This window comes from Streptomyces hebeiensis, from assembly GCF_052983195.1.
This window is the reverse complement of record NZ_CM129812.1, coordinates 6,127,129-6,152,525: the sequence shown is the minus strand read 5'-3', so window position 1 is coordinate 6,152,525 and position 25,397 is coordinate 6,127,129. Positions and strand designations below refer to the sequence as shown.

The following is a 25,397-nucleotide window of genomic DNA, read 5'->3' as shown; positions in this document are numbered from 1 at the left end:
CGCACCATGAGCGTCGGCCGCGCCGGGAGCAGGCCGCCGTTCCCTTCACCGGTACGGGGATGCCGAGCACCGCGCCGGAGGCCGCTGTCGGGCTCTTCACCCGTACCGGGCGGTGGTGACGAGGACGCGGTTGTCACCGGGGTGCGGGCAACACCGACGTGGGGTGCGGGGACGACCGCCGCCCGCCGTCCGGTCGTGGATGCGGTGGTGCGTGTCAGCGGCAGGCCTCCGCGATGTGCGGGGCGACGCGCACCGCGTTGGCCGCGATGGTCAGGTCCTCCGTGGTCAGGTAGATGTCCAGGCTGCGGTCGGTGAAGGCCTTCAGTGCCAGGGTGGGCGCCCAGGAGCGGGCTCCCTTGACGTGGGCGGCCTGGAGCTTGCCGAGCATCTGCAGGTTGCCCAGAGGGACTTCGTTGTCGGGGCCCGCGGTGTACCAGCCGTTGAGGCCGAGCGTCCTCTGCCAGGCTCTTGACGGCCAGGAACAGCGCCTGCCGGGTGGCGGTGTCCTCGAGGGAACGCCCCAGCAGGGCGGACAGCCGGTCGAGCCGGTTGTACAACGTACGCCTCTGGATGTGCAGAGTGGCCGCCGCGTGCGACTTGTTTCCGTCGGTTTCCAGGTACACGCGCAGGGTGGGCAGGAGCGGTGTGGCCGACCGGGCGTCCCGCGCCAGGACCGGGCCCAGCTCGTCCTGGACGTACCCGGCGAGCTCCGGCCCCTGGGCCAGGGAGACCAGCAGCCGCTCGACGCCGAGTTCGTCGAAGCGCAGCACGCGCGGGCTGCCCATGGAGCGTGCCACCGCGGCGGCGCTGCGGGCCTGGGTGAGGGCGGTGGGCAGCATGGCGGGTTCGACGCTGCGGCTGATGCCGCCTCCGTGCGCGGTGTGTTCGGGGGCGACGGCCGCCCCGCTCCGCCAGACGGCTCCCGTGGTGACCACTACGTAGTAGTCGCCCATGTCGGCCCGCATCGCGCCGAGCTGGGTGGCGCGGGCGGGCTGCGCGGCGCGTGACTCCTGACCTGGGGATTTGTTCAGGACGATCATCACGAGGTCCCGTCGGTCAAGGCGGCAGCCGAGCCCTGCGACGCGGTCGAGGAACTCGGGCCCGGTGAGGCCGCCCAGGGCAAGGCCATCTCACCGGTGGGACGGGCGTCCGATCCGCCTCACTCCGCGACGCGGGCATGGATGGCTTCACTGATGGTCCGTACCGCACGGTCAACATTTCGCGCCGTGGCCTCGGGGGAGAGTTGTTCGGATTCGTGGATGAACGCTGTGGAGCCGCGCCGGCTGCCGCAGTAGTCGACGATGCCGTGCTCGATCTGTGTCCGCAGCGCGCTCTCGTATCCGTGGCGCTCGTACGCACCGGAGTCGTCGCCGGCGATGGGCAGAAGATGCGTGGTGAGGTGCTGCAGTCGCGGGCGCAGGCCCGAAGCGGGGGAGTGCTCGAAGGCCCAGCCGTTGACAAAGACACGGTCGATCCACCCCTTCAGCAGTGCGGGCATCGACCACCAGTACACGGGGAAGACCAGCACGAGATCGGTGGCACGCTCAAGACGACGGTGCTCAGCCATGACGTCAGCCGGATAGTTGCCGCCCTCGTGGTACGCCCGCCGATCCGCCTGAGTGAACCGGGGGTCGAACCGCTCCTCGGAGAGGTCGGCGATCTCGACCGAACTGGGTCGCAGCGCTGCCTCAAGTCTTCCCAGCACGTAATGCGTCAGGGACCGGGGATCCGGGTTGGCGGTGACCAGCAGGGTATGCATCGATGGCTCCAGTTACGTGACGGACGGATGTCAACCGGTGGTGTGGGTGGGCAGGATGGCGTGCGGTGCTCCGCCTCCGGAGTCCGGTACGCCGGGCCGGGGCCCGCGGGGTTCAGCGCCGCCAGGCTTCCCGCTGCCGTGGCCCCCGGGACGAAGTCCTCGGATGTCGTTGCTCACGAAAGCGATTCAACGGCACGCACCCGGACGATTCCATAGGCGACAAGCCAGATCACCTGGGTAATCGTCTGAATCGTTTAGCCTTGGCGGGTGGATGCTTTCGGTGACCTTCTGCGCGGACTGCGGGCCCAGGGCTCGTTGTTCGGCAGTTCGACCCTGAACCCGCCCTGGTCGCTGCACTTCGTGGACGGCGCGCCGCTGACCTTGTGCACCGTCCTCTCCGGAGGCGGCTGGATCGTGCCGGAGCGCCGCCCGCCCGAGCGTCTGGACACCGGCGAGACAGTGATCGTGCGAGGCCCCGCGCCGTTCCTCTTCGTCGACGAGGTGGGCACCCGGGCCGAACCCGTCGCGTGCGGCGCGTTCTGCTCGACGCCCGAGCAGGGCGGGACCAGGTACCGGCTCGGCTGGCACGACGCCGGTACCGGCGGGGAGGACACGACGACCCTGGTCATCGGCGCCTACCCGGTGCACGGCGAGATCAGCCGCTGGCTGCTGGACGCGCTGCCCGACGTACTGCGCGTGGGATCCGGCGGCGGGCCCGACCCCGTGTGGGACCATCTCGCCGCCGAGGTCGCCGCCGACACGCCGGGCCAGCAGGTCGTCCTCGACCGGCTGCTGGACTGGATGCTGGTGTGCGCCCTGCGCGAGTATTTCGACCGGCCCGGCGGCACTCCGCCGGGCTGGTACTCCGCCGGGCGCGACCCGGTGGTGGGCGGCGCGCTGCGCCTGCTGCACGGGGAACCGGCAGCGCCGTGGACGGTTGCCTCGCTCGCCGACCGGACCGGGGTGTCGCGGGCCACGCTGGCGAAGCGGTTCACCGACCTCGTCGGCGAACCGCCGCTGACCTACCTCACCCACTGGCGCATGACGCTCGCGGCGGACCTGCTGACCGAACGCGAGACGGCGACTGTCGCGGAGATCGCCCGCACCGTCGGCTACTCCGACGCGTTCGCTTTCAGCGCGGCGTTCAAACGGGTCCGCGGCATCAGCCCCAGCGCGTATCGGCGCACCGCGACGACCCCACCCCCGCAGCCGGTCGGCACACCCCCATGACACGTCCCCAGGCGTCCGCCCCCCACCTTCAGGGCCTTCCGCTGGTCAGCAAAACAGAGGTGCAACCGGCCTCCGAGCGTTCCCCCCAGCTGTCGGTGGTTACCGTGGCCGGGCAGAGTCACGCATGTTGTCGGCCGCCACCCCGGTGGCCCACTTCGACAACCACACTGCGGTCGGCGCGCTGCTCGATCACCCGCCACAGGTCCGGGCGGGTACGGCGACGAGCGCCGACAGCCAGGGCCAGAGGTCAGGCGAGTACGACCTCGGGGCGGTACAGGTCGAGCCACTGGGCCAGGTCGAGCGCGCGTTCCAGCCCACGGCGTTGGGCCGGGGTGTGGACGGACAGGTCACGGTGCGCGGCGCTGTGCAGCCGGTCGCGGTCGACGAGGTCGAAGACCGGGTGGCCGGTCCTGGCCAGCAGGTCCTTGGCCTGGTCCTGGAGCGCCAGCCCGTACTCGGGGTCCTGGGTGGACGGGTAGGGGCTCTTCACCCGGTCGTAGACGGACCGCGGGAGGACGTCGGCGGTGGCCTCCCTGAGCAGGGTCTTCTCCCGGCCGTCGTAGGACTTGAGTGTCCACGGGGTGTTGTAGACGTACTCGACGAGCCGATGGTCGCAGAACGGCACCCGGACCTCCAGGCCGACGGCCATGCTCGCGCGGTCCTTGCGGTCGAGAAGGATGCGCACGAACCGGGTGAGGTGAAGGTTGCAGACGCGGCGCATCCGGTACTCGAAGTCGCTCTCCTCGTCGAGGCGCCGGACGCCCGATACGGCGGTGCGGTAGCCGTCTGCGATGTACGCGTCAAGATCGAGGGAGGCCAGCAGGCCGGGGCTCAGCACCTCGCCGTCGTCGCCGAAGTGGCGGCCGTAGCGCACCAGCCAGGGGAAGGTACCGCCACGGCGGGCCTCCTCGTCGAAGAACTGGAGGTAGCCGCCGAAGACCTCGTCGGCGGACTCGCCGGACAGCGCGACGGTGGACTGGTCACGGATGGCCCGGAACAGCAGAAGGACCGAGGCGTCCATGTCGCCGAATCCGGCGGGCAGATCGCGGGCCCGGATCACCTTCTCGCGGATGGCGGGATCGGCGAGGGCCTGGGCGTCCAGGACGATGTCCTGGTGGTCGGTCCCGGCGGTGTGGGCCACGTCGTGGACGAAGGGGGTGTCGGGAGTGCCGCGGAGTTCGTCGGCGACGAAGCGGTCGGTCTGGCCGGCGAAGTCGACGGCGAAACTGCGCACCTTCTCGCCATGCCGCCCGAGTTGACGGGCGGCGATGGCGGTCATCGCGGAGGAGTCGAGGCCGCCGGAGAGCAGGGTGCAGCGGGGCACGTCGGCGACGAGCTGGCGGCGCACGATGTCGTCGAGGAGGGAGCGGACGGTGGCGACGGTGGTGTCGCGGTCGTCGGTGTGCGGCCGGGTCTCCAGCTCCCAGTAGACCCGGCGGTGGACACCCTCGCGGTCGACGGTGACGACGGTGCCGGGTTCGACCTCGGCCATGCCGTCCCAGATCGCGTGGCCGGGTGTCTTGACCATGGTGAACAGTTCGCGCAGTCCGTCGAGCGTCACGCGGGCGGGGGCCAGCGGGTTGGCGAGGATCGCCTTCGGTTCGGAGCCGAAGAGGACGCCGTCGGGTGTCGGCCGGTAGTAGAAGGGCTTGATGCCCATGCGGTCGCGGATCAGGACGAGCGTGTCCCGGCGGCCGTCCCAGACGGCGAACGCGTACATGCCGTTGAGGCGTTCGGCGACCTCGTCACCCCATTCGAGGTAGCCGCGCAGCACCACCTCGGTGTCGGAGGAGGTGCTGAACCGGTGCCCCCTGCCGATGAGTTCGCGGCGCAGTTCCTCGAAGTTGTAGGTCTCCCCCGAGTACACGAGGGCGACGGTCCCGTACGGGGTGTCGGCGGTCATCGGCTGCCGGCCGCCGGGCAGGTCGATGATCGCGAGCCTGCGGTGCCCAAGGGCGGCTGGGCCCTGGACCCAGGTGCCGCGGTCGTCGGGGCCCCGGCAGGACATTGTCTCGGTCATCGCGTCCAACACGGCTGCCGCGGAACCCAGGTCGCGCTCGAAGGATATCCAGCCGGTGATGCCACACATGTGTTACCTCCCGCGCCAGGTGCGCCCCCGCGGTTCCCGCCCCCACCCGCTGTTTCCCGTCAAGGAAGCGATCCCGCGAAAAAGGTGCTATCGCCATCTACTTGCGAGGGTGCGCCCGGCGATCGGCCCGGTCAACAAGGACGTCACGGGCAACGGCTGCTCCGGGCGCGGTTTTCGGCCGCACTTGGCCTGCGCGAAACCCGCCGCGCCCCCTCCGCCCGGGCGGACCCCCGCCGGGAACCGGCCACGGGTAAAAACTTGACCACCTGCGCGGGCCGGGCGCCGTTGTACGAAGCGCGGCACCCGATGGCGGCCACGCCTCCCGGACACGTTCCGCGCGGGCGGTGACCGCGACCCGTGCTGATCGCAGTTCTCCGATGCCACACCCGAGTACATCGGCCGACGCACTGCCGGACACAACGAGCCGAGCCCGGTACATCACTGTGATCGCAAAGGAGTTGGCCCTGACAGGCCGCCCGGATCGGGTCGCGGTGCCACCGCAACGGGGCAGTCCAGGTGGCGCCCCGCCGCGGTGTCCCCGCTGCCGGTCAGTCGGCCGGGGTCAGTGCGACCTCGGCGCTGCCCGAGAGGGGCGGCAGGCCGTCCGGGGGCGTGTCCGTGTAGGTGGCGTTGAAGACCGCCTTCAGGTTGTCCGCACCGGAGTGACCGCCGTCCACGAACGTCTTGAACGATCCGGAGCAGCCGTTGCTCGTCGACAGCGGGTGGCCGTGCGAGTCGTGGCCGAGGATGAACGAGACGCTGACCTTCGAGCAGTCCACCGGCTGGTCATCGGTGACGGTGACCAGCCAGGTGACCGTGTCGCCCCAGTGGAACGGCGTGCCGCCGTGCGGAGCCGGGTCGGTGGTGAGTGAGACGACCGGTGCCTTGTTGCCGACGACGACGGGAACGGAGGCGGAGGCCGAGCGCCCGGTGCTGTCGGTGACCTTCAGCGTGGCGTCGTAGACGCCGTTCTCGGTGAACGTGTGCTTCGGGTTCGCCTCCCTGGAGTCCACGGTGCCGTCGGCGTCGAAGTCCCAGGCGTAGCGGAGGGCGTCACCGTCGGCGTCCTTCGTGCCGGCGCTGGAGAGCTGGACCGTCAGCGGGCTGGTGCCGTTGACCACGTCCGCGGCGACCTTGGGCTCCGGTGTGCGGTTGCCCCGGGTGAAGTCGATGCGGGAGAGCTGGGCCTCGGGCAGTTCCGCGAAGTACCCGGTGCCGTACTCGAGGACGTACAGCGCGCCGTCCGGGCCGAATTCGGCGTCGATCGGGCCGTCCGTCGTGATCGAGGGGATCGCGTCCTCGATCTTCCGGACCTCGTTCTTCTTGCCGAGGGTGATGGCCTTCATCTGGTCGCGGGTCCACTCGTAGAAGAGCGGCTTGCCGTCGAAGTACTGGGGCCAGCGGTTCTGGGCCTTGTTCCGCCGGTCGTACTGGTACGCCGGGCCGCCCATGGGACCGATGCCGCCCGTGCCGAGTTCGGGGAACGTCGGGGAGGCGTCGTAGCCGTAGACGATCTCCGCGTCCGTGACCGGCGGCAGCACGCTCCGGCCGGTGTTGTGTCGCGAGTCGTTGACCGGCTTGGCGCAGTCGAACGCGCCGCTGGAGGTCTTGGTGGCGAAGTCGTAGTCCTGGTACGGCTGGTCCCGAGTCACGCAGAACGGCCAGCCGTAGTTGGCGGGGCGGTCGATGACCATCCAGCGGCCCTGGCCGGCGGGGCCGCGGTCAGGGCTGGCGGTTTTGGCGTCGGGTGAGTAGTCGCCGACGTAGACCGCGCCCGTCTTGTCGTCCACCCCGAAGCGGAACGGGTTGCGCAGACCCATGGCGTAGATCTCCGGACGGGTCTTGGGGGTGCCCGGCGCGAAGAGGTTGCCGCCCGGTATGACGTAGCCGCCGTCGCGCTTGACCTTGATGCGCAGGACCTTGCCGCGCAGGTCGTTGGTGTTGCCCGAGGTGCGCCGCGCGTCATAGGCCGGGTTGCGGTCGGGCCGGTCGTCGAGCGGGGCGTAGCCGTCGGAGGAGAACGGATTGGTGTCGTCGCCGGTCGACAGGAACAGGTTGCCCTTGTGGTCGAAGTCGATCTTTCCGCCGACGTGGCAGCAGAGGCCGCGGTCCGCCGGCACGTCGATGATCTTCTGCTCGGTGGCGTAGTCGAGCTTGTTGCCCGCGAGCTTGAACCGCGACAGCCGGGTGACGCCCTTGTACTCGGCGAAGTCCTCGGCCGTGCCGGACTGCGGTGCGTCACCCTCGTTGACGCCGGGGGTGGCCGGGTCGTCCATGGGGGTGTCGAGGCGGGGCGAGTAGTAGAGGTAGACCCAGTGGTTCTTGGCGAAGTCGGGGTCGACGGCGATGCCCTGCACGCCTTCTTCGTCGTGCTGGTACAGCCCGGCGGGACTCTTCTTCATGTCGGCGGCGAGGAAGTTCACGCCGCTCTTGGGGTCGTGGATGCGGACCTCTCCGGTACGCGCCGTGTGCAGCACTCGCCGGTCGGGCAGGACTGCCAGGGCCATGGGCTCGCCCGGGCGATCGTTGAGGGTGACCTTCTGGAAGTCCGACGAAGCCGGCGGCACGGGGTCTGGGGCGGCTTGGGCTGGAGAGAGGGGCAGGAGCCCGACGGCTCCGGCCAACGCAGCCGCCCCCACGAGGGTGACGATCCGTCTGTTGCGCACTCAGAACTCCTTTGGTCCGGCCTAGCGGGTGAAAGCGCAGGCAAAATGCGTGAGCTGGACGCTAGAGCGCCCACTTTCAACTCGTCAAGGACAAAGTCTCAAACTTTTCAATGAAAGTTCGCCCTTGCATTTCATGTCTTTTCGGGCACCCAGGGCTCGCCCCGCGCCAACTCGCCGAGCGGGCCATGTGCATGACGCATCGTCAGTTACGGGCGCGCAGGGCCGCGAGGTTGTTGTAGCCGATCCGGGCATACTCCAGGGACTGACCGGGAACGCTCGCGCTCGGTGCGGTGTCCTGCTCGACCATCGGGTTGTGGTAGTTCTTCGCACCCACCCGTGTGAAGAACCGCCGGTAGTCGATGTCGCCCGTGCCGAAGGGCACCATGTCGTAGCCCAGGCCGCTCTGCTGATTGACCACGCCGTCCTTCGCGTGGAAGAGCGGGAAGCGGTTGGTGTTGCGGACCACGAGTCCGGCCGGGTCGAAGACACTCTCACGCCGCGAGCCGTCGTGGGCGGTGTACGTGTGGAACTTGTACTGGGCCACGTGCGCCCAGAAGACGTCCAGCTCCAGATAGACGCTCTTGCGGTCCGTCACCTTCAGGAAGTACTCCAGCTTCCGGATACCGGAGCTCCGGGTCGGCCGGCCCTGGGCGTCGAGCGGGCCGCCGTCGAGCAGGAAGTCGTAGGCGCTGTCGTGGTTGTGGGTGTAGAGCTTGATGCCCTCACGGCGGGCGATGGCGCCCAGGGTGTTCCACTTCCGCGCGGCGAGGTCCCAGTCGGCCCGGTAGGGGGTGCCGGTGGGGTCGCCGCCGGTCCCCATGTGCTCCATGCCAAGGATGTTGGCGATCTCCAGGTAGCGCTGGAAGGTGTCCCGGTCGGACGGGGTCAGCGGCCAGGACGGGGGGATGAAGCCGTGGCTGCCCTGCGCCCGCAGGCCGTACTCGTCGAGCCATGAGCGCAGCAGCTTCGCGCCCTGGACGGTGCCCAGATCTGCGCCGCCGGGCGCGTTGGCGTGCTGGCCGTAGCCGGCGAACTCCACCTGGCGGTAGCCGAAGCGCGACAGCTGCTTGAACACCTCACGGAAACCGGACGGCAGATCGGAGGCCAACGGGTCGCGGCCGACCGCGTCACGCACGGTGTAGAGGATGATGCCGCGCTTGTGCGGCGGGACCAGAGCGGAACGCCCACCGTCATAACCGGCGGCTTCCGCTCCGTCCTGCGCCAGGGCGGGCGCGGCGCCGAAGACCGGGGCGGCCACCGCCGCGGCCGTGGCGGCCGTGCAGGTGCTGAGGAAACGGCGGCGACTGACGCCGAGCGCGCGGCGCAGGGCGTCGCCGGTGACGGCTTCGTCGTTGAACGCGGTCACAGTGGTTCTCTCTTTCGTTGTCGCAGTGCTGCGGGCGCCCGAACGGCTACCGCCTCAAGAGAGGCCGACGAGCCGCAGGAACCAGGGGACTTCCACCTCGGTGGCCGCTACGCGGCCGGATACTGCGCGGGGGGTGGAGACCAGGACGAGCGGACCTTCTTCGTCGCCCGTGGGGAGGCGGCCGTGTCCGCCGCGTACGGGTGAGGCGTCAAGGGGTACGACGGCGAGCTGGTAGCGCATGCCGCACGTAAGGATCTTCGGGATCCATGAACAGCTCGACGAGGTCGTAGCGGGTTTGCGGTGGATCTCGACGAGCCGGGCGAAGTCAGGGGCGCGGGCGTCGTCGAGCCAGTAGTAGTACGTGAACCAGGGTTGGCGTGGTTACGGCGTGCGAGTGGGCGGCAAGGGCCGCCGGTGAGAAATGCGGGGTACCTGAGTGCTTGGCCCTGCCCAGTGTCGGGCTGTCCTCCGTAGGCCGGTCAAACGAGCGGCGCGCCGCGCGACCTGAACGCGCCGCCAGTCTCGAACCATTGTGTGGTCCCTGTGCACGAAGGGACAGTAACCTCGTTCGTTCTTGACCGGAACCCCTTGCGCAACAGAGACGGCAAACTTCTTCCCGAGTCAGGACAAAGCCGTGCCCGGGCAGCCCGGACCAGCCCGGACCAGCCCGGACCAGCCCGGACCAGCCCGGCGGCATATCACGCCTCTTGGTGCGGAGCGCCCAGCGCCCAGTTGTCGCCGCCTCCGAAGGCGGCGTCGAAGGATGCCGAACGCGGGTCGAAGTCGAATCGCTTCAGATGGGCGAGTGCCTGCGGCGCACCGACGAGGCGGTCCATGCCGGGGTCCCTCCATTCCACGGAGATCGGCCCGGCGTAGCGGATGGAGCGCAGCATCCGGAACACGTCCTCCCAGGGGACGTCGCCGTGCCCGGCGGAGACGAAGTCCTGGCCCCGTCAGGCGAGGGGGCCGAGGGCGAAGCCGCCGTCGGCGACGAACTCGGCGCCGGTGGCGAAGCGCGCCTGGTCCGAGGCGGCGAAGAGGATGAAGTCGGCGATCTCCTCCGGGGTGGCGTTGCGCGGGATGGCGAAGTCGTCGACGGGGACGAGCGCGGTGCCGTCGGGGCCGTGGGCGAGGGGGGGTCTCGATGATGCCGACGTGGAGGTGGGCGGCGTTGTTGATGAGGATGCCACCGGTCCGAAGCGGGCCTCGGCCCAGGACGACGTCCACGGATTCGGCGTGCACTTCGCCGACCAGCAACTCGGCACGGTCGACAGCACCGGCCACTGGCGCCCCTGGGACGACGAGACGGACGACCGGTGAGCTTCGGCGGCCTCGACGACGGGGGCGAACCGGAAGCCGCCGGCGCCGGACCCTTCGCGGTCAACACAAAGGACCGCGCCACGGACAGCGGTCTCCGGAGACTGAGTCACGCCCCGAGCGGCACATGACCCGGGTCGTCCCGGCTACGCGTCCGGGCACGAGGCGTCGGCGGACGCCGGGGCGCGGCAGACCGGCCTTACGGTCTCTTCGCGGTGACCGTCCGGGGCTTGGAGTGGTCCTGGTGTTGCTGGTGGCCCTGGTGGCTGGCTGCGCCGGGAAAACACGACTCCGCTTCCCCGGTCGTCAGCGAGACGGTCGTCAGCGAGCCGTCGCGGGCGGAAGCAGGGACGGCCCGCCTCCGCCGCCGTCATTCGGCCGGGCCGTCCGAGGGCTGCGGCTCGCCGAGCATCTGGCAGGCGGCCGCTTCGACGAGCGTCTTGTTCGCGGTGGCGGCCTTCTCCTCCTTGATGCCGAAGTTCGTGCTCGTCAGGACCGCGACGCTGCGTCGGCCGCCCGCGGCGGCTGCCTTGCGGGCGGTGGCGGCGACCTTCTGGGCGGTCGCTGCGTTCTGCTGTGCGGTGGCGGCGATTTTCGCTGCCTGGGCGATCAGCTTCTGGACCTGGGCCACATGGGTGGCCGCGAGGTGGTCCTTGCGCTGCGCCTTGTACTGGCCGGAGGTGATGAAGGCGTGCAGTGTCTGCGGGGAGCCTTCCAGCGCGATCCGGGCTGCCGATTTCACCTCGGGGCCGCCGCTGTCGATGAGCTGCGCCGCCCTGACGCGTTCATCCTGGGTGCGTGCGATGGACTGCGTGTTGAGCAGGAACTGGCTGTACTTCTTCGGGTCGCCGGTGGCCAGGGCTTCTCTGCCGGCTTCGGTGAGGATCGGTCCGGCGTCGGAGAGAGTCTGGGCGATGGCGACGCGCATGCCCTGGGCGCCGGCCTGGTACTGACCGTCGTTGATGAATGCGGTGATGGCGGCGGCGCCGCCGTCGAGGGCAGTCTCGGCCGCGGCCCGGACTTCCTCGACCTCGCTTTCCTCGGCGAGGCGCTCCACGTAGGAGCGGTCGTCCTGTTCCTGGGCGGTCTTCCAGCCGTTGCGCAGGTAGTCGATGACGACCTCGTCGGGGCCGGCAAGGGCGGCCTCGGCCGCGGCCCGGCCCCACGCGGTGCCGTTCTTCATCGCGAGCACGGCCAGTTTGCGGCCTTCGTCGGCGACGGTCTTGAGATCGGCGCCTGGTTTGGCGGCTTCGGCCACCAGCCGGTTGCGCTCTGCGTCCCGGTCCTTGACCGCCTGCTCCAGCTCGTCCAGAGCGTCGGTCCGGGCGGCGTCGGCCGCTTTCTGGTCCCTGGCGCGCTCGATACCGGCGTTGGTGCGGCCCAGTAGTTCCTCTGCCTCCACCTCGCGCGCGAGTGTGTAGACCTCCTGGGCTTTGGTCACGGCGTTGGTTGCCGCGTTCGCCGCGTCAGTGGCGGCGTTGGCGTGCTCTGTTGACCTGCCGGCCGCCGCGGCGGCGTCTCCGGCGTGTTCGGCGGCATCGTCCGCGGCCTTGGCCGCGTTGTTGGCGTGTGTCGCTGCCGATCGGGCCGCGTCGCGTGCCTGTCCGGCGGCCGTGGCCGCTTTGCGGGCCAGTGCCTCGGCTGCGGCTGCGGCGCGGTTGGCCTCGGCGGCGTGGCGCTTGGTGGCTGCTGCTGCGGCGCGAGCTTCGGCGGCGGCCGCGCTGGACTGGCCTGCGTAGTTGCTCGCCTCGACCGCGGCGTTGGCGGCGAGATTCGCGTTGGTACCCGCGCTTACGGCCGAGCGCGCGGCGTCTCCGGCTGCGCTGGCGGCCTTGAACGCCTCGTCGGCGGCGTCAGCGGCAAGGTTGGCGCCCTTGGCCGCGTCCCGGGCGTTTTCGGCGGCCTGGCGCGCGGCGGCTGCGTTCTGCGCGTCCACGGCCGCATCGGCGGCCGCGCTGCGGGCGCGGGACGCGGCCTGGGAGGCACCGGCCGCAGCGGCTGCCGCCTGGGAGGCGGCGTTCGCGGCAACGCGTGCCGAGTTGTTCGCGGCACGGGACGCGTCGATCGCCGTCTGGGCGGCAGTAGCACCCTGGGCGGCAGCCTTGGCTGCACGTCCGGCGGCGCGCGCGGCCTTGTCGGTGTCGCCCTTGGCGGCCTCGGCTTCGGACGCGGCCTTCAGCGCCGCCTCCTTCGCGAGCTGCGCGGACTCAACTGCTTTGGCGGACTCGCTCTTGGCGGACTGAGTCTCCTTGGCAGCCTGCCTGCCCGCTTCCTTCGCCTGCTCGGCAAGCTGCGCGACGGTGGCGTGCTCCTGGTCCTTGTCACGCGCGACGAACTGACCGACCTCCAGAAACTCCCGGATGTCCTCAGCACCGCCGTTCAGCGCGATGCGCCCGGCCGCTATTACATTGGCCCCGCCCACACTGAGGATCTGGGCGAGCTGGACCCGCTCATCCTGCTCACGCTGGGCGTACTGCCCCTCCTTGAGGAACTTCCGGACATCGTCCGACGTACCTCTCAACGCGGCCCGCCCAGCATCCTGGACGATGGGCCCACTCACGTCGATGATCTGGGCGACGAGGACCCGCTGGTCCTGCTCCATCGGGGCTTCCCAACCCCAACTGAGGAAGCTCCTCAAATCCTCCCGGGTGCCCGTGAGTGCTTTACGAGCAGCGGCCAACAGCTCGGTACCACCTACGCTGGCGCGTGGAGCAGGCGACGGCCAGGACGTAGCCGATGCCTGCCTCCTCCAGTCGGGCACACAGCTGTGGTCCTGCCCGTAGGCTTCGTCGCCGGTCACCCACGGTGCCGGCACCCCGGCGTCCAGCGCGGCGGCGATCATCTCCCAGGCCAGGCGGGGCTTGGTCGCGAACTCGGTCTCGTCGGGTATCCCGGCCGCCCGGCGACGCTCGGCGTCACCGCACCAGGACTGCTCGGGCAGGTAGAGCCGGCGGTCGATCAGCGCCCGTCCCCGGCTGGTGGCGTAGGCGAGGAAGACCCCGACCTGGGAGTTCTCGATGCGTCCGGCAGTGCCGATGTACTGCCGCTGCACGCCCGCCGAGGCGCGGCCCTTCTTCACGAAGCCGGTCTCGTCCACGATCAGCACCCCGCTGTCGGTGCCGAAGTGTTCGACGGCGTAGGCACGCAGGTCGTCACGGACGGCATCGGCGTCCCAGCGGGCGTAGCGCAGCAGCCGCTGCATCGGCCCCGGCCGGGCCGGACCGGCCTGCTCGGCCAGCTGCCAGCAGTTCTTCCGTTCCGTCTTCGACAGCATCCCGATCAGATAGGCGCGGGCACTCGCCCGCGGCTCGACCCGGCCGAACCGGCCTGCGATCCGGGCCATGACCTGGTCGAACATCACCCGCCAGCGGGCAGGGCCTACGCTATGGCCCGCGGCCACCGCACGATCTTCGTTTGTCCACACACCAACCGATGATCACGCGGTGGCCGTACCCGTTCCCAGCCGGGTCCGCTACAAGATCGCGAAACCAGACTGGAGTACTAGGGCATGTGCTACCCCTTGGGCATCAGCGAGGCCGCCCATGCATAGCCCTCCGTCCTTGCTGCACCCCAGGTCACGGCACCTCCAAGCTCACCTGACGCGCCATCAGAACGAGCGTCAAATGAGCGTCAAAGCACCTCGGAGAGCGTCATTCGAGCGTCAAGATATCGCTCGTAACGCCCATAGTGCACATCATGCACATCGACTGAAGCCCCCAGGTCAGTGACCCTTTTCGGCAGGCTCCAGAATCGCCACACACTCCACGTGGTGCGTCATCGGGAACAGGTCGAACGCCCGCAGTGTGCGCGGGCGGTAGCCGGCCTCCTGGAAGTAGGCCAGGTCGCGGGCGAGGGCCGCCGGGTCGCAGGCCACGTAGGCGATACGGCGGGCGCCCAGGGACGCGAGGTGGGTCACGGTGCGGCGGCCGGCGCCCGCGCGGGGCGGGTCCAGGACGATCAGGTCCGCCTCGGTGATGCCCGTGCGCGGCAGGATCTGGTCGACCTTGCCCTGCTCGATCCGGACCCGGGGGAACTCCCGGAGGTTGTGCCGGGCGTCCTCGACGGCACGCCTGCCGGACTCGATGCCCAGCACCGCGCCGTTGTCACCGACCCGGTCCGCGATCGCCCCGGCGAACAGGCCCACGCCGCAGTACAGGTCCAGCGCCGTCTCGCCCTTCCTCGGCAGCAGACCCTGCATCACGGCCTCCACCAGCAGCTGCGGCGCCTGCGGGTGCACCTGCCAGAAGCCGCCCATGCCCACGCGGTACGTGCGGCCGTCGGCGCGTTCGCGGACGAAGTCGCGGCCGTGCACCCGGTGCACTCCCCCGTCGTTCTCCGCCACCCGCAGCACGGACACCGGCCTGTCCAGCTCCACCAGCGGCAGCCGGCCGCCCGGGCGGGGGGTGAGCACGACCTGGCGGTCACCGGAGCCGGACGCGGCGATCGCCTCGACCGTGGCCATCCCCGGCCACTCGCGCCGCTCGATGCCCAGCTCGCTGACGCCCTCGGTGGCGATCATGCAGTGGTCGACCGGCTCGACGTCGTGCGAACGGTGTTTGCGCAGCCCCGCGCGTCCGCTCTCGTCGACCGCGTACTGCACCCGGGAACGCCAGGCCGGCACCTCGCCCGCGGGCAGCTTGTCGCCGGGCGCGGGCATCACGGTCCCGTCCCAGCCCGCCTCCTCGGGCGTGAGCCCCGCGAGCCGCCGCAGCTGTTCGGCGATGACCTCGCCCTTGAACCGCCGCTGCGCGCCCGGCTTGGCGTGCTGCCAGTCGCAGCCGCCGCAGCGTCCGGGACCCGCGTACGGGCAGGGCGCCTCGACGCGGTCCTTGACGGCGTCCAGGATCTCCACCGCGTCGGCCCGCAGATAGCGGGAGTCCTCCCCGCCCTCCGTCACCCGGGCCAGGACCCGCTCGCCGGGCAGGGCGTGCCGTACGAACAGCACCCGGCCCTCGTCGGTGCGGGCGACGCAGTGGCCCCCGTGGGCGACCGGGCCGACCTCGACCTCGTACTCCGTGCCGACCAGCGACCCCGGTGAATCCTGAGAGGCCGGTGAAGCCGGTGAAGCCGGTGAAGCCTGCGGTTCGTTGTGCATGAGGGGTGGCTCCAAAGGTTCAAGGGGTACGGCGGGACGACAAGCCCACCAGTCTACGTCCGCGTCACCCGTGCGGCCTCCCGCCTCGTCCCCCGCGGCTCGCTCCGTCTCATCGCCCGCCGATCGGCTCCGCCGTCATCCCTTGCCGCTCGGCTCCTTCGGCCGCCGGTCCACCGGCCCCCGCCGCACCGAGCCCGGCGCGCTGTACTCCGCGCGCCGCTTGGCCCGTTTCTTCGCCAGCTCGGAGGACTCCAGCTGGTACGGCACCGAGGTCACCATCACGCCGGGCGTGAACAGCAGTCGCCCCTTGAGCCGCAGCGCGCTCTGGTTGTGCAGAAGGTGCTCGTACCAGCGGCCGACGACGTACTCCGGGATGTAGACGCTGATCACGTCGCGCGGGTTCTCGCCGCGCAGCCCGCGTACGTACTCGATCACGGGCCGGGTGATCTCGCGGTACGGGGAATCGAGGATCTTCAGCGGCACATTGATGCCCCGTCGCTCCCATTCCTCCCGGAGCGCCTTCGTCTCGGCCGGGTCGACCTTGATGCTGACCGCCTCCAGGGTGTCGGAACGCATCAGCTTGGCGTACGCGAGCGCGCGCAGCGTGGGCTTGTGCAGCTTGGAGACCAGCACGATGGAGTGCACCCGGGACGGCCGGACGGCCTCCTCGGACGGGCCCTCGGCCGCGGCGATCTCGGTCGAGACGCGGTCGTAGTGGCGGCGGATCGCCGTCATCGTCCCGTAGAAGATCACCATGCCGAGCAGCGCGACCCAGGCGCCGTGGGTGAACTTGGTGGCCAGCACGACGACCAGCACCAGCCCGGTGAAGAAGGCGCCGAAGGCGTTGATCGCCCGGGAACGGTGCATGTGGCGGCGCTTGGCGGCGTCGCGCTCGGTCCGCAGATGGCGGTTCCAGTGCCGGACCATGCCGGTCTGGCTGAGCGTGAAGGAGACGAAGACCCCGACGATGTAGAGCTGGATCAGCCGGGTGGAGTCCGCGCCGTAGATCCAGACCAGCAGCCCGGCGGCCCCGGCCAGCAGCACGATGCCGTTGGAGAAGGCCAGCCGGTCGCCACGGGTGTGCAGCTGGCGCGGCAGGTAGCGGTCCTGGGCGAGGATCGAGCCGAGCAGCGGGAAGCCGTTGTACGCGGTGTTGGCGGCCAGGAACAGCACCAGGGCGGTGGCCGCCGCGAGGAGGACGAAGAAGAACGTGCCCTGGCCGAAGACGGCGGCGGCGACCTGGGAGATCACCGGGTTCTGGACGTAGGCGGGCCCGACCGGCACACCGTTCCGCAAGAGGTTCATCCCCGGTGACTCGGTCATCTTCACGTCGGTGGCCAGTGCCAGGCCGATGATGCCGCAGAACATGGTGACGGCGAGGCCGCCCATCAGGGCGAGGGTCGTCGCCGCGTTCCTGCTCTTCGGCTTGCGGAAGGCCGGGACGCCGTTGCTGATGGCCTCCACACCGGTGAGGGCGGCACAGCCCGAGGAGAACGCCCGCAGCAGCAGGAAGATGAGCGCGAAGCCCGCCAGGCCCTGGTGCTCCGCCTTGATCTCGAAGCCGGCGGTCGGGGCGCGCATGGTCTCGCCGAGGACGATCCCCCGGAACGCGCCCCAGAGGATCATGATGAACACGCCGCCGACGAAGACGTACGTGGGGATCGCGAAGAGCTTCCCCGACTCCCGTACGCCGCGCAGGTTCATCAGGGTCAGCAGCACGATGATCCCCAGGGCGCAGGAGACCTTGTTCTCCACGACGAACGGGATCGCGGATCCCAGGTTCTCCACCCCGGAGGCGATCGACACGGCCACCGTCAGGACGTAGTCGACCAGCAGCGCGCTGGCGACCGTGAGGCCGGCCTTGGGGCCGAGGTTCGTGGTGGCCACCTCGTAGTCGCCGCCGCCACTGGGGTAGGCGTGCACGTTCTGCCGGTAGGAGGCGACGACGGTGAACATCAGCACCACGACGGCCAGCGCGATCCAGGGGCTGAAGTGGTACGCCGAAACGCCCGCGACCGACAGGACCAGGAGGACCTCCCCCGGCGCGTACGCCACCGACGACAGGGGGTCGGAGGCGAAGACGGGGAGGGCGATGCGCTTGGGGAGGAGGGTCTCCCCCAGTCTGTCGCTGCGCAGGGCCCGCCCGATGAGGAGCCGCTTGGGCACGTCGGTCAATTTGGACACGCAGAGGATGGTATTCGCTTGTCCCGTCCCGCCGGGCCGCCCACCCCCCTCTCGTCACACGGCCCGGCCCCGCTCCTCGCCCCCGTCCCCGCGCGCGGGAGCCGACACGGGCGGCCGCACGGGGTACGCGTACGGGATGAGGGCTTCGTCCCTCCCGCCGCATAAGCTCGACCCACGGACAGCCGTGTACGCCGTTCCGCCTGGTGCCCGGCACGTCGGAAGAGGAAGAGTGAACAGGGTGTTTTCGCAGGTCATCGAGATGACCAGGACTGCGGGGTAAGACGACATGCACATCGTCATCATGGGCTGCGGCCGGGTGGGGGCCGCGCTCGCGCAGAACCTGGAGCAACAGGGGCACACCGTCGCCGTCATCGATCAGGATCCGACCGCCTTCCGCCGGCTCGGCTCGGGATTCGGCGGCCGGCGGGTCAGCGGGGTCGGCTTCGACCAGGACACCCTGCGTGAGGCGGGCATCGAGGACGCCGGCGCCTTCGCCGCCGTGAGCAGCGGCGACAACTCGAACATCATCGCCGCGCGGGTGGCGCGCGAGATGTTCGGCATCGAGAACGTCGCCGCCAGGATCTACGATCCGCGCCGGGCCGAGGTCTACCAGCGCCTGGGCATCCCGACGGTCGCCACGGTCCGCTGGACCGCCGACCAGATGCTGCGCCGCCTGCTGCCGTCCGGCGCCGAGCCGCTGTGGCGTGACCCGAGCGGAGCCGTACAGCTCGCCGAGGTGCACACGGACGAGAGCTGGATCGGGCAGAAGATCAGTACGTTGCAGGAGGAGACGGGCGTGCGTGTGGCGTTCCTGACCCGGCTCGGCGAAGCGATGCTGCCGACGTCCCAGACCGTGCTCCAGGAAGGCGATCTCGTCCACGTGATGATGCGGACCGAGGACATCGAGAAGGTCGAGGCGGCATTCGCCCAGGGCCCGGACGGAGGCGTGGGCTGATGCGCGTCGCGATTGCCGGGGCCGGCGCGGTGGGCCGTTCCATCGCGGGTGAGCTGTTGGAGAACGGGCACGAGATCCTGCTGATCGACAAGGCGCCGACGGCGATCTCGGTGGAGCGCGTGCCGCTCGCCGAGTGGCTGCTGGCGGACGCCTGCGAGATCACCTCGCTGGACGAGGCGGCGCTCCAGCGCTGCAACGTCGTGATCGCGGCGACGGGCGACGACAAGGTGAACCTGGTCGTCTCGCTGCTCGCGAAGACGGAGTACGGCGTTCCGCGGGTGGTGGCCCGGGTCAACAACCCCAAGAACGAGTGGCTGTTCAACGAGTCCTGGGGCGTGGACGTCGCGGTCTCCACTCCGCGGCTGATGTCGGCGCTGGTGGAGGAGGCGGTGAGCGTCGGGGACCTGGTACGGCTGCTCCGTTTCAGCCACGGCGACGCGAACCTGGTCGAACTGACCCTGCCCCCGGAGTCGGCCGTGACCGGCACGCAGGTGGGCGACGTGGTCTGGCCGGAGGACACGTCACTGGTCACGATCATCCGCGGGACGCGCGTGCTGACACCGGGCCCGGAGGAGACGCTGGAGGCGGGCGACGAACTGCTGTTCGTGGCGGCGCAGGCGCGGGAGGAGCAGCTGGAGGACCTGCTGTCGGTACGGCGCGAGTCCGACTGACGGCCGAAACGGCTCCCGCCGGGGGGATCGGCGGCCGCGTGCCGCGCCCGGCGGGCCGTGGCCGCCCTCCCCGTTCCCGCCGTTCCCCGCGACCGGCGGCTGTGCGCCGTTCCCTGCGACCGGCGGCTGTGCGCCGTTCCCGGCGGCCGTGGCTGTGTGCCGCTCCCGGCGGGACCGCGTGGCCGGACGCCGGTCGGCCCCACCGGGGTCCCCCGGTGGTTCCACGGTGGCCGGCCGGGCCCGAGGTGGCGGGCCGGGGCCGCTCGCCTCCGGGCGATCGGCCCGTGTCCCGGCGAGCGCGAAGACGTACGGGCCGGTCCCGGGCCGGCTCCGCACCCGGAGTCCACTCCGCGAAGCCGGTGCGGAGGCCCCGGGGCCGTCGGCCGGGTGCCGAGGCCGGACAACGCACCGCGCCGCCCGCGCTGCGGGGCCCAGTGCGTCGGCCCGCGCTCCCGTCCGCCGCCCGGCGAAGCCGGCGCGACCACCCCGGGGGCCGGAGCGCGAGCCCGGTTCCGGGAAGGGGCGGGACGGGGAGCAGGCCGTCGCGGGCGCACCCCGGGCACGGACGCCCGCGCCCGCTCCCGCGTGCCGCTCGTCAGTCCGTGCGGCGGTGCCTCGCAGGCCCGTGTTCCGTGCCGCCGGCACCGGTATCGGTACCCGCACCGGAGGACCCCGCGCCGTCGGCCTCCGCCGCCGCCCGCGCCTCCTCCGCCTCCATCTCGGCGAACACGTCGATCGGCGCCGGTGCCTTCGCCAGGAAGATCCAGGTGAGGTAGACCGCCAGCAGGAACGGCGGGATCTTCAGCGTCACCAGCACCCAGCCGAGCTGCGTCGTGTCCGCCCACCAGTACAGCGGGAAGAGGATCGCGCACTTGCCGAGCAGGATCAGCCCCCACGCCCAACTGGCCTTCGCGTACGCCTTCTTGCGACCGGGGTTGCGCGTGCGCCAGGACAGGTTCTCCTTGAAGACCGGGCCCAGGACCAGCCCGATCAGCGGCACGCCCGCCAGCGTCGTGACGATGTACGCCAGCCCCAGCCCCAGCGTGTACAGCATGCCGGGCAGGTAGAAGTCCTTCGCGTTGCCCGTCATCATCGCGAACACGACACCGAAGGCGACACCGAAGACCCCGCTGAACGCGTGCTTGACGGTGTCCTTCCTGATCAGCCGGACCAGCACGAGCACCAGCGAAACGGCCAGCGCCGCGATCGCCGAGGTGTGCAGGTCCTTGTTGACCGTGAAGATCGTGACGAAGAGCAGTCCGGGCAGGACCGTCTCGATCATGCCGCGCAGGCCGCCGAACGCTTCGAAGAGCGCTGCCTCGGTGACGGCCCTCGCCTCACCCTCCGGGTCGGGCGAGCCCGACGGGGCGGCGGGTGAGGCGGTGGGGGTGTGCGAGGGGGCGGATTTGTCGGCTGACGTCACCGGCTACTCCTGTCCGAGCGGTCGGAGTTCGTATTTGGGGTTGAAGAGCACCCGCCGGCCGTGGCTCAACGAGATCCGGCCGGAGGCGATCAGCTTGCGGCCCGGTTCTATGCCCACGATGGAGCGCCGGCCCAGCCACACCACGTCCAGCGGCGCGGTGCCGTCGAACAGCTCCGCCTCCAGCGCGGGCACGCCGGCCCGGGGACGCAGGGTGACCGTCCGCAGCGTACCGGTGACGCGGACGACCTGGCGGTCGTCGCAGTCGGAGATACGGGTGCAGCCCGATGCCTGCGCGTCCTCGCGCAGTTCCTCGGACTCCAGATCCTCCTGGGAGCTGGAGAGCCGGTTGAGCATCCGGCGGAAACGGCCGGTCGGCTTCTCGGCACTCATGGTCAAAGCGTACCGGGGTACGGGCGTGGCCGGGTCATCCTCCCGATCACCGCCCCGCCCCGTGCCGACGTGCCCCGGAAGCGGCCGGCGGCCGCACTCCGCGAGCACCGCGCGCAGTCGGCGGGACACACGCCGGCACAAGCCGACCGGGCGGGACCCGGCCGGACACGAGCCGGCCGGGCGCATCCGCATCAACGCTCGAAGCGGTAGCCCATCCCCGGCTCGGTGACGAAGTGCCGCGGGTGCGACGGATCCACCTCCAGCTTGCGCCGCAGCTGCGCCATGTAGACCCGCAGGTAGTTGGTCTCGGTGCCGTACGAGGGCCCCCACACCTCCTGGAGCAGCTGCTTCTGGCTGACGAGCCGGCCCGTGTTCCGTACCAGGACCTCCAGCAGGTGCCACTCCGTCGGAGTGAGCCGTACGTCCCGGCCCTCCCGGTGGACCTTCTTCGCGGCGAGGTCGACGGTGAAGCTCTCGGTCTCGACCATCGCCGTGCCGTCGTCCGTCTCCCCGCCCACCGGCTCCGCCCGCCGGACCGCGGCGCGCAGCCGGGCCAGCAGCTCGTCCATGCCGAAGGGTTTCGTCACGTAGTCGTCGGCGCCCGCGTCCAGCGCCTCGACCTTCTCGTCGGAGGTGTGGCGGGCCGAGAGCACCAGGATGGGCACGCGCGTCCAGCCGCGCAGCCCCTTGATGACCTCGACGCCGTCCATGTCCGGCAGCCCCAGGTCGAGCACGACCACGTCGGGGTGGCGCGCCGCCGCGAGTTCCAGCGCGCCCGCGCCGTCGGCGGCGGCGTCCACCTCGTACTTGCGTGCCTTCAGGTTGATCACGAGGGCACGCACGATCTGCGGCTCGTCGTCGACCACGAGGACCCGGGTCATGGGGCCTGCCTTTCTGCTGTCCCGGTCGTCCCGGTCAGGTGCCGATCCGGGCGGGTGATTCGGGGCGGGCCGGAGCGCGTCCGGACGCCGCGGGGAGGGTGAGGACCATGGTCAGTCCTCCGCCGGGGGTGTCCTCGGCGTCGAGGGTGCCGCCCATCGCCTCCGCGAAGCCGCGGGCGACCGCGAGCCCGAGCCCGACACCCGCTCCGCGCGGCGCGTCTCCGTGCCGCTGGAAGGGCTCGAATATACGGTCCTTCGCGTCGTCGGGAACGCCGGGGCCGCGGTCCACGACCCGCAGCTCCACGCGTTCGCCGAGCGCGCTGGCCGCGACGGTGACGCGGCGGTCCTCGGGGCTGTACTTGACGGCGTTCTCGACGATGTTGGCGACGGCGCGCTCCAGCAGCCCCGGGTCGACGGCCACCATGGGCAGCGTCTCCGGGACGTCCAGGTCGACGCTGCCCTCCGGAACGCCGACGAGCGCCCACGGGACCACCTCGTCCAGGTCGATCTCGCGGATCAGCGGGGTGACGGTGCCGGTCTGGAGCCGGGACATGTCGAGCAGGTTGCCCACCAGGTGGTCGAGGCGGTCGGCACCGTGCTCGATGCCTTCGAGCAGTTCGGCCCGGTCCTCCTCGGACCATTCGACGTCGTCCGAGCGCAGGGAGGAGACGGCCGCCTTGATCCCCGCCAGGGGGGTGCGCAGGTCGTGGCTGACGGCCGCCAGCAGGGCGGTGCGGATGCGGTTGCCCTCGGCCAGCGCACGGGCCTGCTCGGCCTCGCCCACCAGGCGCTGCCGGTCCAGTACGACGGCGGCCTGGGCGGCGAACGCGGCGAGCACCCGCCGGTCCTCCGCGGGCAGCACCCGGCCCGAGAGAGCCAGCGCCATGTGGTCGCCGACCGGCATGTCCACGTCGGCGGACTCGGGCCGGTCCACGGGCTGGGGTCCGACGCTGGCGGCGGGCGTCCAGGGATCGACATCGCTCTCGCGTTCGAGGAGGGCCACCGACTCCATGGAGAACGTCTCCCGCACCCGCTCCAGCAGCGCCTCCAGCGTGGTCTCGCCGCGCAGCACGCTGCCCGCGAGGAAGGACAGGATCTCGGCCTCCGCCCGCAGTCTGGCCGCCTGCTGGGTTCTTCGGGCCGCCAGATCCACCACGGACGCCACGGACACCGCCACCGCGAAGAAGATCACGATGGCGACCAGGTTCTTCGGGTCCTGCACGGTCAGGGTGTGGCTGGGCGGGGTGAAGTAGTAGTTGAGCAGGAGCGACCCCACGGCCGCCGAGCCGAGCGCCGGCAGCAGACCGCCGATCAGCGCGGACATGACGGTCAGGAAGAGGAACAGCAGGACGTCGTTGGCCAGCCCGAGCGTGTTGTGCAGCTCGCTCAGCAGCAGGGACAGCAGCACCGGCGCGGCGACCCCGCACAGCCAGCCCCACAGGACCCGGGAGCGGCCCAGCCGGGCTCCCCGGGCCACCGGCAGCCCGCGGCCCTTGGCCGCCTCCTCGTGCGTGACGATGTGGACGTCCAGATCGGGACCGGACTCCCGGGCGACGGTGGCTCCGACGCCCGGCCCGAAGACGTACTGCCAGGTCTTGCGGCGGCTGGAGCCGAGGACGATCTGGGTGGCGTTCACCCCGCGGGCGAATTCCAGCAGCGCGGAGGGGATGTCGTCGCCGACGACATGGTGGAAGGTGCCTCCCAGGTCCTCGACCAGGGAGCGCTGGACGGCGAGTTCCTTGGGCGAGGCGGAGGTCAGCCCGTCGCTGCGGGCGATGTAGACGGCGAGGACCTCGCCACCCGCCCCCTTCTCGGCCAGCCGGACGGCGCGGCGGATGAGCGTGCGTCCCTCGGGGCCGCCGGTGAGGCCGACGACGATCCGCTCGCGCGCCTGCCAGGTGGAGCGGATGCCGTGCTCGCCGCGGTACTGCCGCAGGTACTCGTCCGCCCGGTCGGCGACCCACAGCAGCGCCAGCTCCCGCAGCGCGGTGAGGTTGCCGGGGCGGAAGTAGTGCGAGAGCGCCGCGTCGATCTTGTCGGGCTTGTAGACGTTGCCGTGCGCGAGCCGGCGGCGCAGCGCCTGGGGCGACATGTCGACCAGCTCGATCTGGTCGGCCCGGCGGACTATCTCGTCGGGCACGGTCTCCCGCTGCCGTACCCCCGTTATCGACTCGACCACGTCGCCGAGTGATTCCAGGTGCTGGATGTTGACGGTCGAGATGACCTCGATCCCGGCCTGGAGCAGTTCCTCGATGTCCTGCCAGCGCTTGGCGTTGCGGGATCCCGGCACATTGGTGTGCGCCATCTCGTCCACCAGGGCGACGGCCGGGCGGCGCGCCAGCACCGCGTCGACGTCCATCTCCGTGAAGACCGTTCCCCGGTACTGGAGCTCCTGGCGGGGGACCGTTTCCAGGCCGTGCAGCATGACCTCGGTGCGCGGCCGGTCGTAGTGCTCCACGAAGCCGACGACGCAGTCGGTGCCCCGCTCCACTCGCCGGTGCGCCTCGGAGAGCATCGCGTACGTCTTGCCGACGCCCGGTGCCGCTCCCAGGTAGATCCGAAACTTGCCGCGTCCCATGGCCCCATTGTCGGCCCGCGTGAGCCCTCGCGTCCGCCGCGTCGGCCGGCCCGGCTGTCCTGACCGGCCCGGCCACGCGGACGCCGGCGCCGGGGCGGGCTCCGACCGTGTGGACCCACCGCTCAACGGGTCAGCCCCCTCAGTGCGACGTTGAGCTCCAGCACGTTCACCCGGGGCTCCCCCATGAAGCCGAGGACCCGCTGCCGCGTGTGCTCCTCGACCAGCCTCTCCACCCGCTCCACGGGCAGGTGGTTGCGCTCGGCGACCCGCCGCACCTGGAGGTGGGCGTACGCCGGGGAGATGTCCGGGTCGAGGCCCGAGCCGGAGGACAGGACGGCGTCCGGCGGCACGGCGGAGGGCCGTACGGGGTGACCGGGAGTCGAGTTGTCCCGGACGACGACGGCCCTGGCCTCCCGGACCGACCGGATCAGCTCCTTGTCGTCGCCGGCCCGGTTGGTCGCTCCGGACACCAGCAGCCGGTAGCGCGTGTTGACGGTGTTGTCGGAGAGGCCGTCCGACGGGCGCGGCTGGAACCAGCGCAGATCGGGTGCGGAGGTCTTCCGGCCTTTCGCCGGCGGCAGGTCGTAGCGCTGTCCGATCAGCGAGGACCCGACGACGGTGCCGCGTTCGCTGATCTCGGAGCCGTTCGCCCGGTGCGGGAAGAGCCCCTGGGCGACGCCCGTGACCGCCAGTGGGTAGAGCACTCCGCAGAGCACGGTCAGGACGAGCAGGGCGCGCAGGCTCGCCGCGAGCAGCCGCGCCGCGCCGCCCGCCGAACCGTTCGTGGACATCA

Annotated in this window: 19 protein-coding genes and 4 pseudogenes; 5 read left to right on the top strand and 18 right to left on the bottom strand. The window is 71.0% G+C overall.

Annotation, left to right across the window (positions count from 1 at the left end; all coding sequences use genetic code 11):
• Positions 1 to 214 precede the first annotated feature (214 nt).
• Both ACU6P3_RS26390 and ACU6P3_RS26385 read right to left on the bottom strand, forming a co-directional pair.
• Positions 215 to 388 (bottom strand): hypothetical protein, encoded by a 174-nt coding sequence (locus ACU6P3_RS26390; protein ID WP_447198197.1) that lies wholly within the window; start codon positions 386 to 388, stop codon positions 215 to 217.
• 91 nt (positions 389 to 479) lie between these two features.
• A pseudogene (locus ACU6P3_RS26385) lies at positions 480 to 629 on the bottom strand (helix-turn-helix domain-containing protein); the annotation flags it as partial.
• A gap of 16 nt (positions 630 to 645) precedes the next feature.
• Between ACU6P3_RS26385 and ACU6P3_RS26380 the strand changes: the two are divergent.
• The gene (locus ACU6P3_RS26380; RefSeq protein ID WP_447198196.1) at positions 646 to 942 is read left to right on the top strand and encodes a hypothetical protein; all 297 of its coding nucleotides are present in this window, start codon (positions 646 to 648) and stop codon (positions 940 to 942) included.
• Between the two features lie 217 nt (positions 943 to 1,159).
• Here the strand turns inward: ACU6P3_RS26380 and ACU6P3_RS26375 are convergent, their stop codons facing one another.
• On the bottom strand, positions 1,160 to 1,759 hold the full coding sequence (locus tag ACU6P3_RS26375; RefSeq protein WP_447194390.1) for an NAD(P)H-dependent oxidoreductase: 600 nt from the start codon (positions 1,757 to 1,759) through the stop codon (positions 1,160 to 1,162).
• A gap of 267 nt (positions 1,760 to 2,026) precedes the next feature.
• On the opposite strand from ACU6P3_RS26375, the gene ACU6P3_RS26370 reads away from it, so the two are divergent.
• Complete coding sequence (locus ACU6P3_RS26370) at positions 2,027 to 2,989, top strand: AraC family transcriptional regulator (protein WP_447194389.1); 963 nt, start codon at positions 2,027 to 2,029, stop codon at positions 2,987 to 2,989.
• A 247-nt stretch (positions 2,990 to 3,236) separates the two neighbouring features.
• On the opposite strand, the gene asnB is transcribed toward ACU6P3_RS26370, so the two are convergent.
• From asnB to ACU6P3_RS26340, 6 genes and pseudogenes are all read right to left on the bottom strand, one after another.
• Positions 3,237 to 5,078, bottom strand: coding sequence for an asparagine synthase (glutamine-hydrolyzing) (gene asnB / locus ACU6P3_RS26365; protein WP_447194388.1), 1,842 nt, complete (start codon positions 5,076 to 5,078; stop codon positions 3,237 to 3,239).
• A gap of 548 nt (positions 5,079 to 5,626) precedes the next feature.
• Positions 5,627 to 7,744 carry a PQQ-dependent sugar dehydrogenase gene (locus ACU6P3_RS26360; RefSeq protein WP_447194387.1) on the bottom strand — a complete coding sequence of 706 codons (2,118 nt, stop codon included), beginning with the start codon at positions 7,742 to 7,744 and terminating at the stop codon, positions 5,627 to 5,629.
• A 202-nt stretch (positions 7,745 to 7,946) separates the two neighbouring features.
• Positions 7,947 to 9,110 carry a sugar phosphate isomerase/epimerase family protein gene (locus ACU6P3_RS26355; RefSeq protein ID WP_447194386.1) on the bottom strand — a complete coding sequence of 388 codons (1,164 nt, stop codon included), beginning with the start codon at positions 9,108 to 9,110 and terminating at the stop codon, positions 7,947 to 7,949.
• 54 nt (positions 9,111 to 9,164) lie between these two features.
• Positions 9,165 to 9,479: pseudogene (locus ACU6P3_RS26350) on the bottom strand (alkaline phosphatase family protein); the annotation flags it as partial.
• A 329-nt stretch (positions 9,480 to 9,808) separates the two neighbouring features.
• Positions 9,809 to 10,063: pseudogene (locus tag ACU6P3_RS26345) on the bottom strand (sugar phosphate isomerase/epimerase family protein); the annotation flags it as partial.
• Positions 10,064 to 10,300, bottom strand: coding sequence for an SDR family oxidoreductase (locus tag ACU6P3_RS26340; protein WP_447194385.1), 237 nt, complete (start codon positions 10,298 to 10,300; stop codon positions 10,064 to 10,066).
• Here ACU6P3_RS26340 and ACU6P3_RS26335 point away from each other — a divergent pair.
• Positions 10,272 to 10,430 (top strand): hypothetical protein, encoded by a 159-nt coding sequence (locus ACU6P3_RS26335; protein ID WP_447194384.1) that lies wholly within the window; start codon positions 10,272 to 10,274, stop codon positions 10,428 to 10,430. The genes ACU6P3_RS26340 and ACU6P3_RS26335 overlap by 29 nt on opposite strands.
• 367 nt (positions 10,431 to 10,797) lie before the next feature.
• Here ACU6P3_RS26335 and ACU6P3_RS26330 read toward each other — a convergent pair whose 3' ends face one another.
• The 4 genes and pseudogenes from ACU6P3_RS26330 to ACU6P3_RS26315 form a co-directional block, all read right to left on the bottom strand.
• Complete coding sequence (locus ACU6P3_RS26330; RefSeq protein ID WP_447194383.1) at positions 10,798 to 13,188, bottom strand: ALF repeat-containing protein; 2,391 nt, start codon at positions 13,186 to 13,188, stop codon at positions 10,798 to 10,800.
• A pseudogene (locus ACU6P3_RS26325) lies at positions 13,136 to 13,770 on the bottom strand (IS701 family transposase); the annotation flags it as partial. The pseudogene ACU6P3_RS26325 and the gene ACU6P3_RS26330, both read right to left, overlap by 53 nt.
• A gap of 378 nt (positions 13,771 to 14,148) precedes the next feature.
• Positions 14,149 to 15,522, bottom strand: coding sequence for a class I SAM-dependent RNA methyltransferase (locus ACU6P3_RS26320; RefSeq protein WP_447194382.1), 1,374 nt, complete (start codon positions 15,520 to 15,522; stop codon positions 14,149 to 14,151).
• Between the two features lie 135 nt (positions 15,523 to 15,657).
• On the bottom strand, positions 15,658 to 17,706 hold the full coding sequence (locus tag ACU6P3_RS26315; RefSeq protein WP_447194381.1) for an APC family permease: 2,049 nt from the start codon (positions 17,704 to 17,706) through the stop codon (positions 15,658 to 15,660).
• Positions 17,707 to 17,992: 286 nt separating this feature from the next.
• Here ACU6P3_RS26315 and ACU6P3_RS26310 point away from each other — a divergent pair, with 286 nt between their 5' ends.
• Positions 17,993 to 18,661 (top strand): potassium channel family protein, encoded by a 669-nt coding sequence (locus ACU6P3_RS26310; protein ID WP_447194380.1) that lies wholly within the window; start codon positions 17,993 to 17,995, stop codon positions 18,659 to 18,661.
• The gene (locus ACU6P3_RS26305; RefSeq protein WP_344271074.1) at positions 18,661 to 19,332 is read left to right on the top strand and encodes a potassium channel family protein; all 672 of its coding nucleotides are present in this window, start codon (positions 18,661 to 18,663) and stop codon (positions 19,330 to 19,332) included. The genes ACU6P3_RS26310 and ACU6P3_RS26305 overlap by 1 nt, the downstream gene beginning before the upstream one ends.
• 595 nt (positions 19,333 to 19,927) lie before the next feature.
• On the opposite strand, the gene ACU6P3_RS26300 is transcribed toward ACU6P3_RS26305, so the two are convergent.
• The 5 genes from ACU6P3_RS26300 to ACU6P3_RS26280 all read right to left on the bottom strand — a co-directional run bounded on the left by ACU6P3_RS26300 (position 19,928) and on the right by ACU6P3_RS26280 (position 25,395).
• Positions 19,928 to 20,755 (bottom strand): DUF3159 domain-containing protein, encoded by an 828-nt coding sequence (locus ACU6P3_RS26300; protein WP_344271071.1) that lies wholly within the window; start codon positions 20,753 to 20,755, stop codon positions 19,928 to 19,930.
• Between the two features lie 3 nt (positions 20,756 to 20,758).
• Positions 20,759 to 21,145 carry an OB-fold nucleic acid binding domain-containing protein gene (locus ACU6P3_RS26295; RefSeq protein WP_344271068.1) on the bottom strand — a complete coding sequence of 129 codons (387 nt, stop codon included), beginning with the start codon at positions 21,143 to 21,145 and terminating at the stop codon, positions 20,759 to 20,761.
• Between the two features lie 191 nt (positions 21,146 to 21,336).
• Positions 21,337 to 22,026, bottom strand: a complete 690-nt coding sequence (locus ACU6P3_RS26290; protein WP_344271065.1) for a response regulator — start codon at positions 22,024 to 22,026, stop codon at positions 21,337 to 21,339.
• Between the two features lie 34 nt (positions 22,027 to 22,060).
• On the bottom strand, positions 22,061 to 24,604 hold the full coding sequence (locus ACU6P3_RS26285; protein ID WP_447194379.1) for an ATP-binding protein: 2,544 nt from the start codon (positions 24,602 to 24,604) through the stop codon (positions 22,061 to 22,063).
• 122 nt (positions 24,605 to 24,726) lie between these two features.
• Positions 24,727 to 25,395, bottom strand: coding sequence for a potassium-transporting ATPase subunit C (locus tag ACU6P3_RS26280; RefSeq protein WP_447198077.1), 669 nt, complete (start codon positions 25,393 to 25,395; stop codon positions 24,727 to 24,729).
• Positions 25,396 to 25,397 lie beyond the last annotated feature (2 nt).

Coding starts and splice junctions, on each gene's coding strand:
- ACU6P3_RS26390 (WP_447198197.1), bottom strand. CDS start 388: ATGCTCGGCAAGCTCCAGGCCGCCCACGTCAAGGGAGCCCGCTCCTGG.
- ACU6P3_RS26375 (WP_447194390.1), bottom strand. CDS start 1,759: ATGCATACCCTGCTGGTCACCGCCAACCCGGATCCCCGGTCCCTGACG.
- asnB (WP_447194388.1), bottom strand. CDS start 5,078: ATGTGTGGCATCACCGGCTGGATATCCTTCGAGCGCGACCTGGGTTCC.
- ACU6P3_RS26320 (WP_447194382.1), bottom strand. CDS start 15,522: ATGCACAACGAACCGCAGGCTTCACCGGCTTCACCGGCTTCACCGGCC.
- ACU6P3_RS26310 (WP_447194380.1), top strand. CDS start 17,993: ATGCACATCGTCATCATGGGCTGCGGCCGGGTGGGGGCCGCGCTCGCG.
- ACU6P3_RS26305 (WP_344271074.1), top strand. CDS start 18,661: ATGCGCGTCGCGATTGCCGGGGCCGGCGCGGTGGGCCGTTCCATCGCG.
- ACU6P3_RS26295 (WP_344271068.1), bottom strand. CDS start 21,145: ATGAGTGCCGAGAAGCCGACCGGCCGTTTCCGCCGGATGCTCAACCGG.
- ACU6P3_RS26290 (WP_344271065.1), bottom strand. CDS start 22,026: ATGACCCGGGTCCTCGTGGTCGACGACGAGCCGCAGATCGTGCGTGCC.
- ACU6P3_RS26285 (WP_447194379.1), bottom strand. CDS start 24,604: ATGGGACGCGGCAAGTTTCGGATCTACCTGGGAGCGGCACCGGGCGTC.
- ACU6P3_RS26280 (WP_447198077.1), bottom strand. CDS start 25,395: ATGTCCACGAACGGTTCGGCGGGCGGCGCGGCGCGGCTGCTCGCGGCG.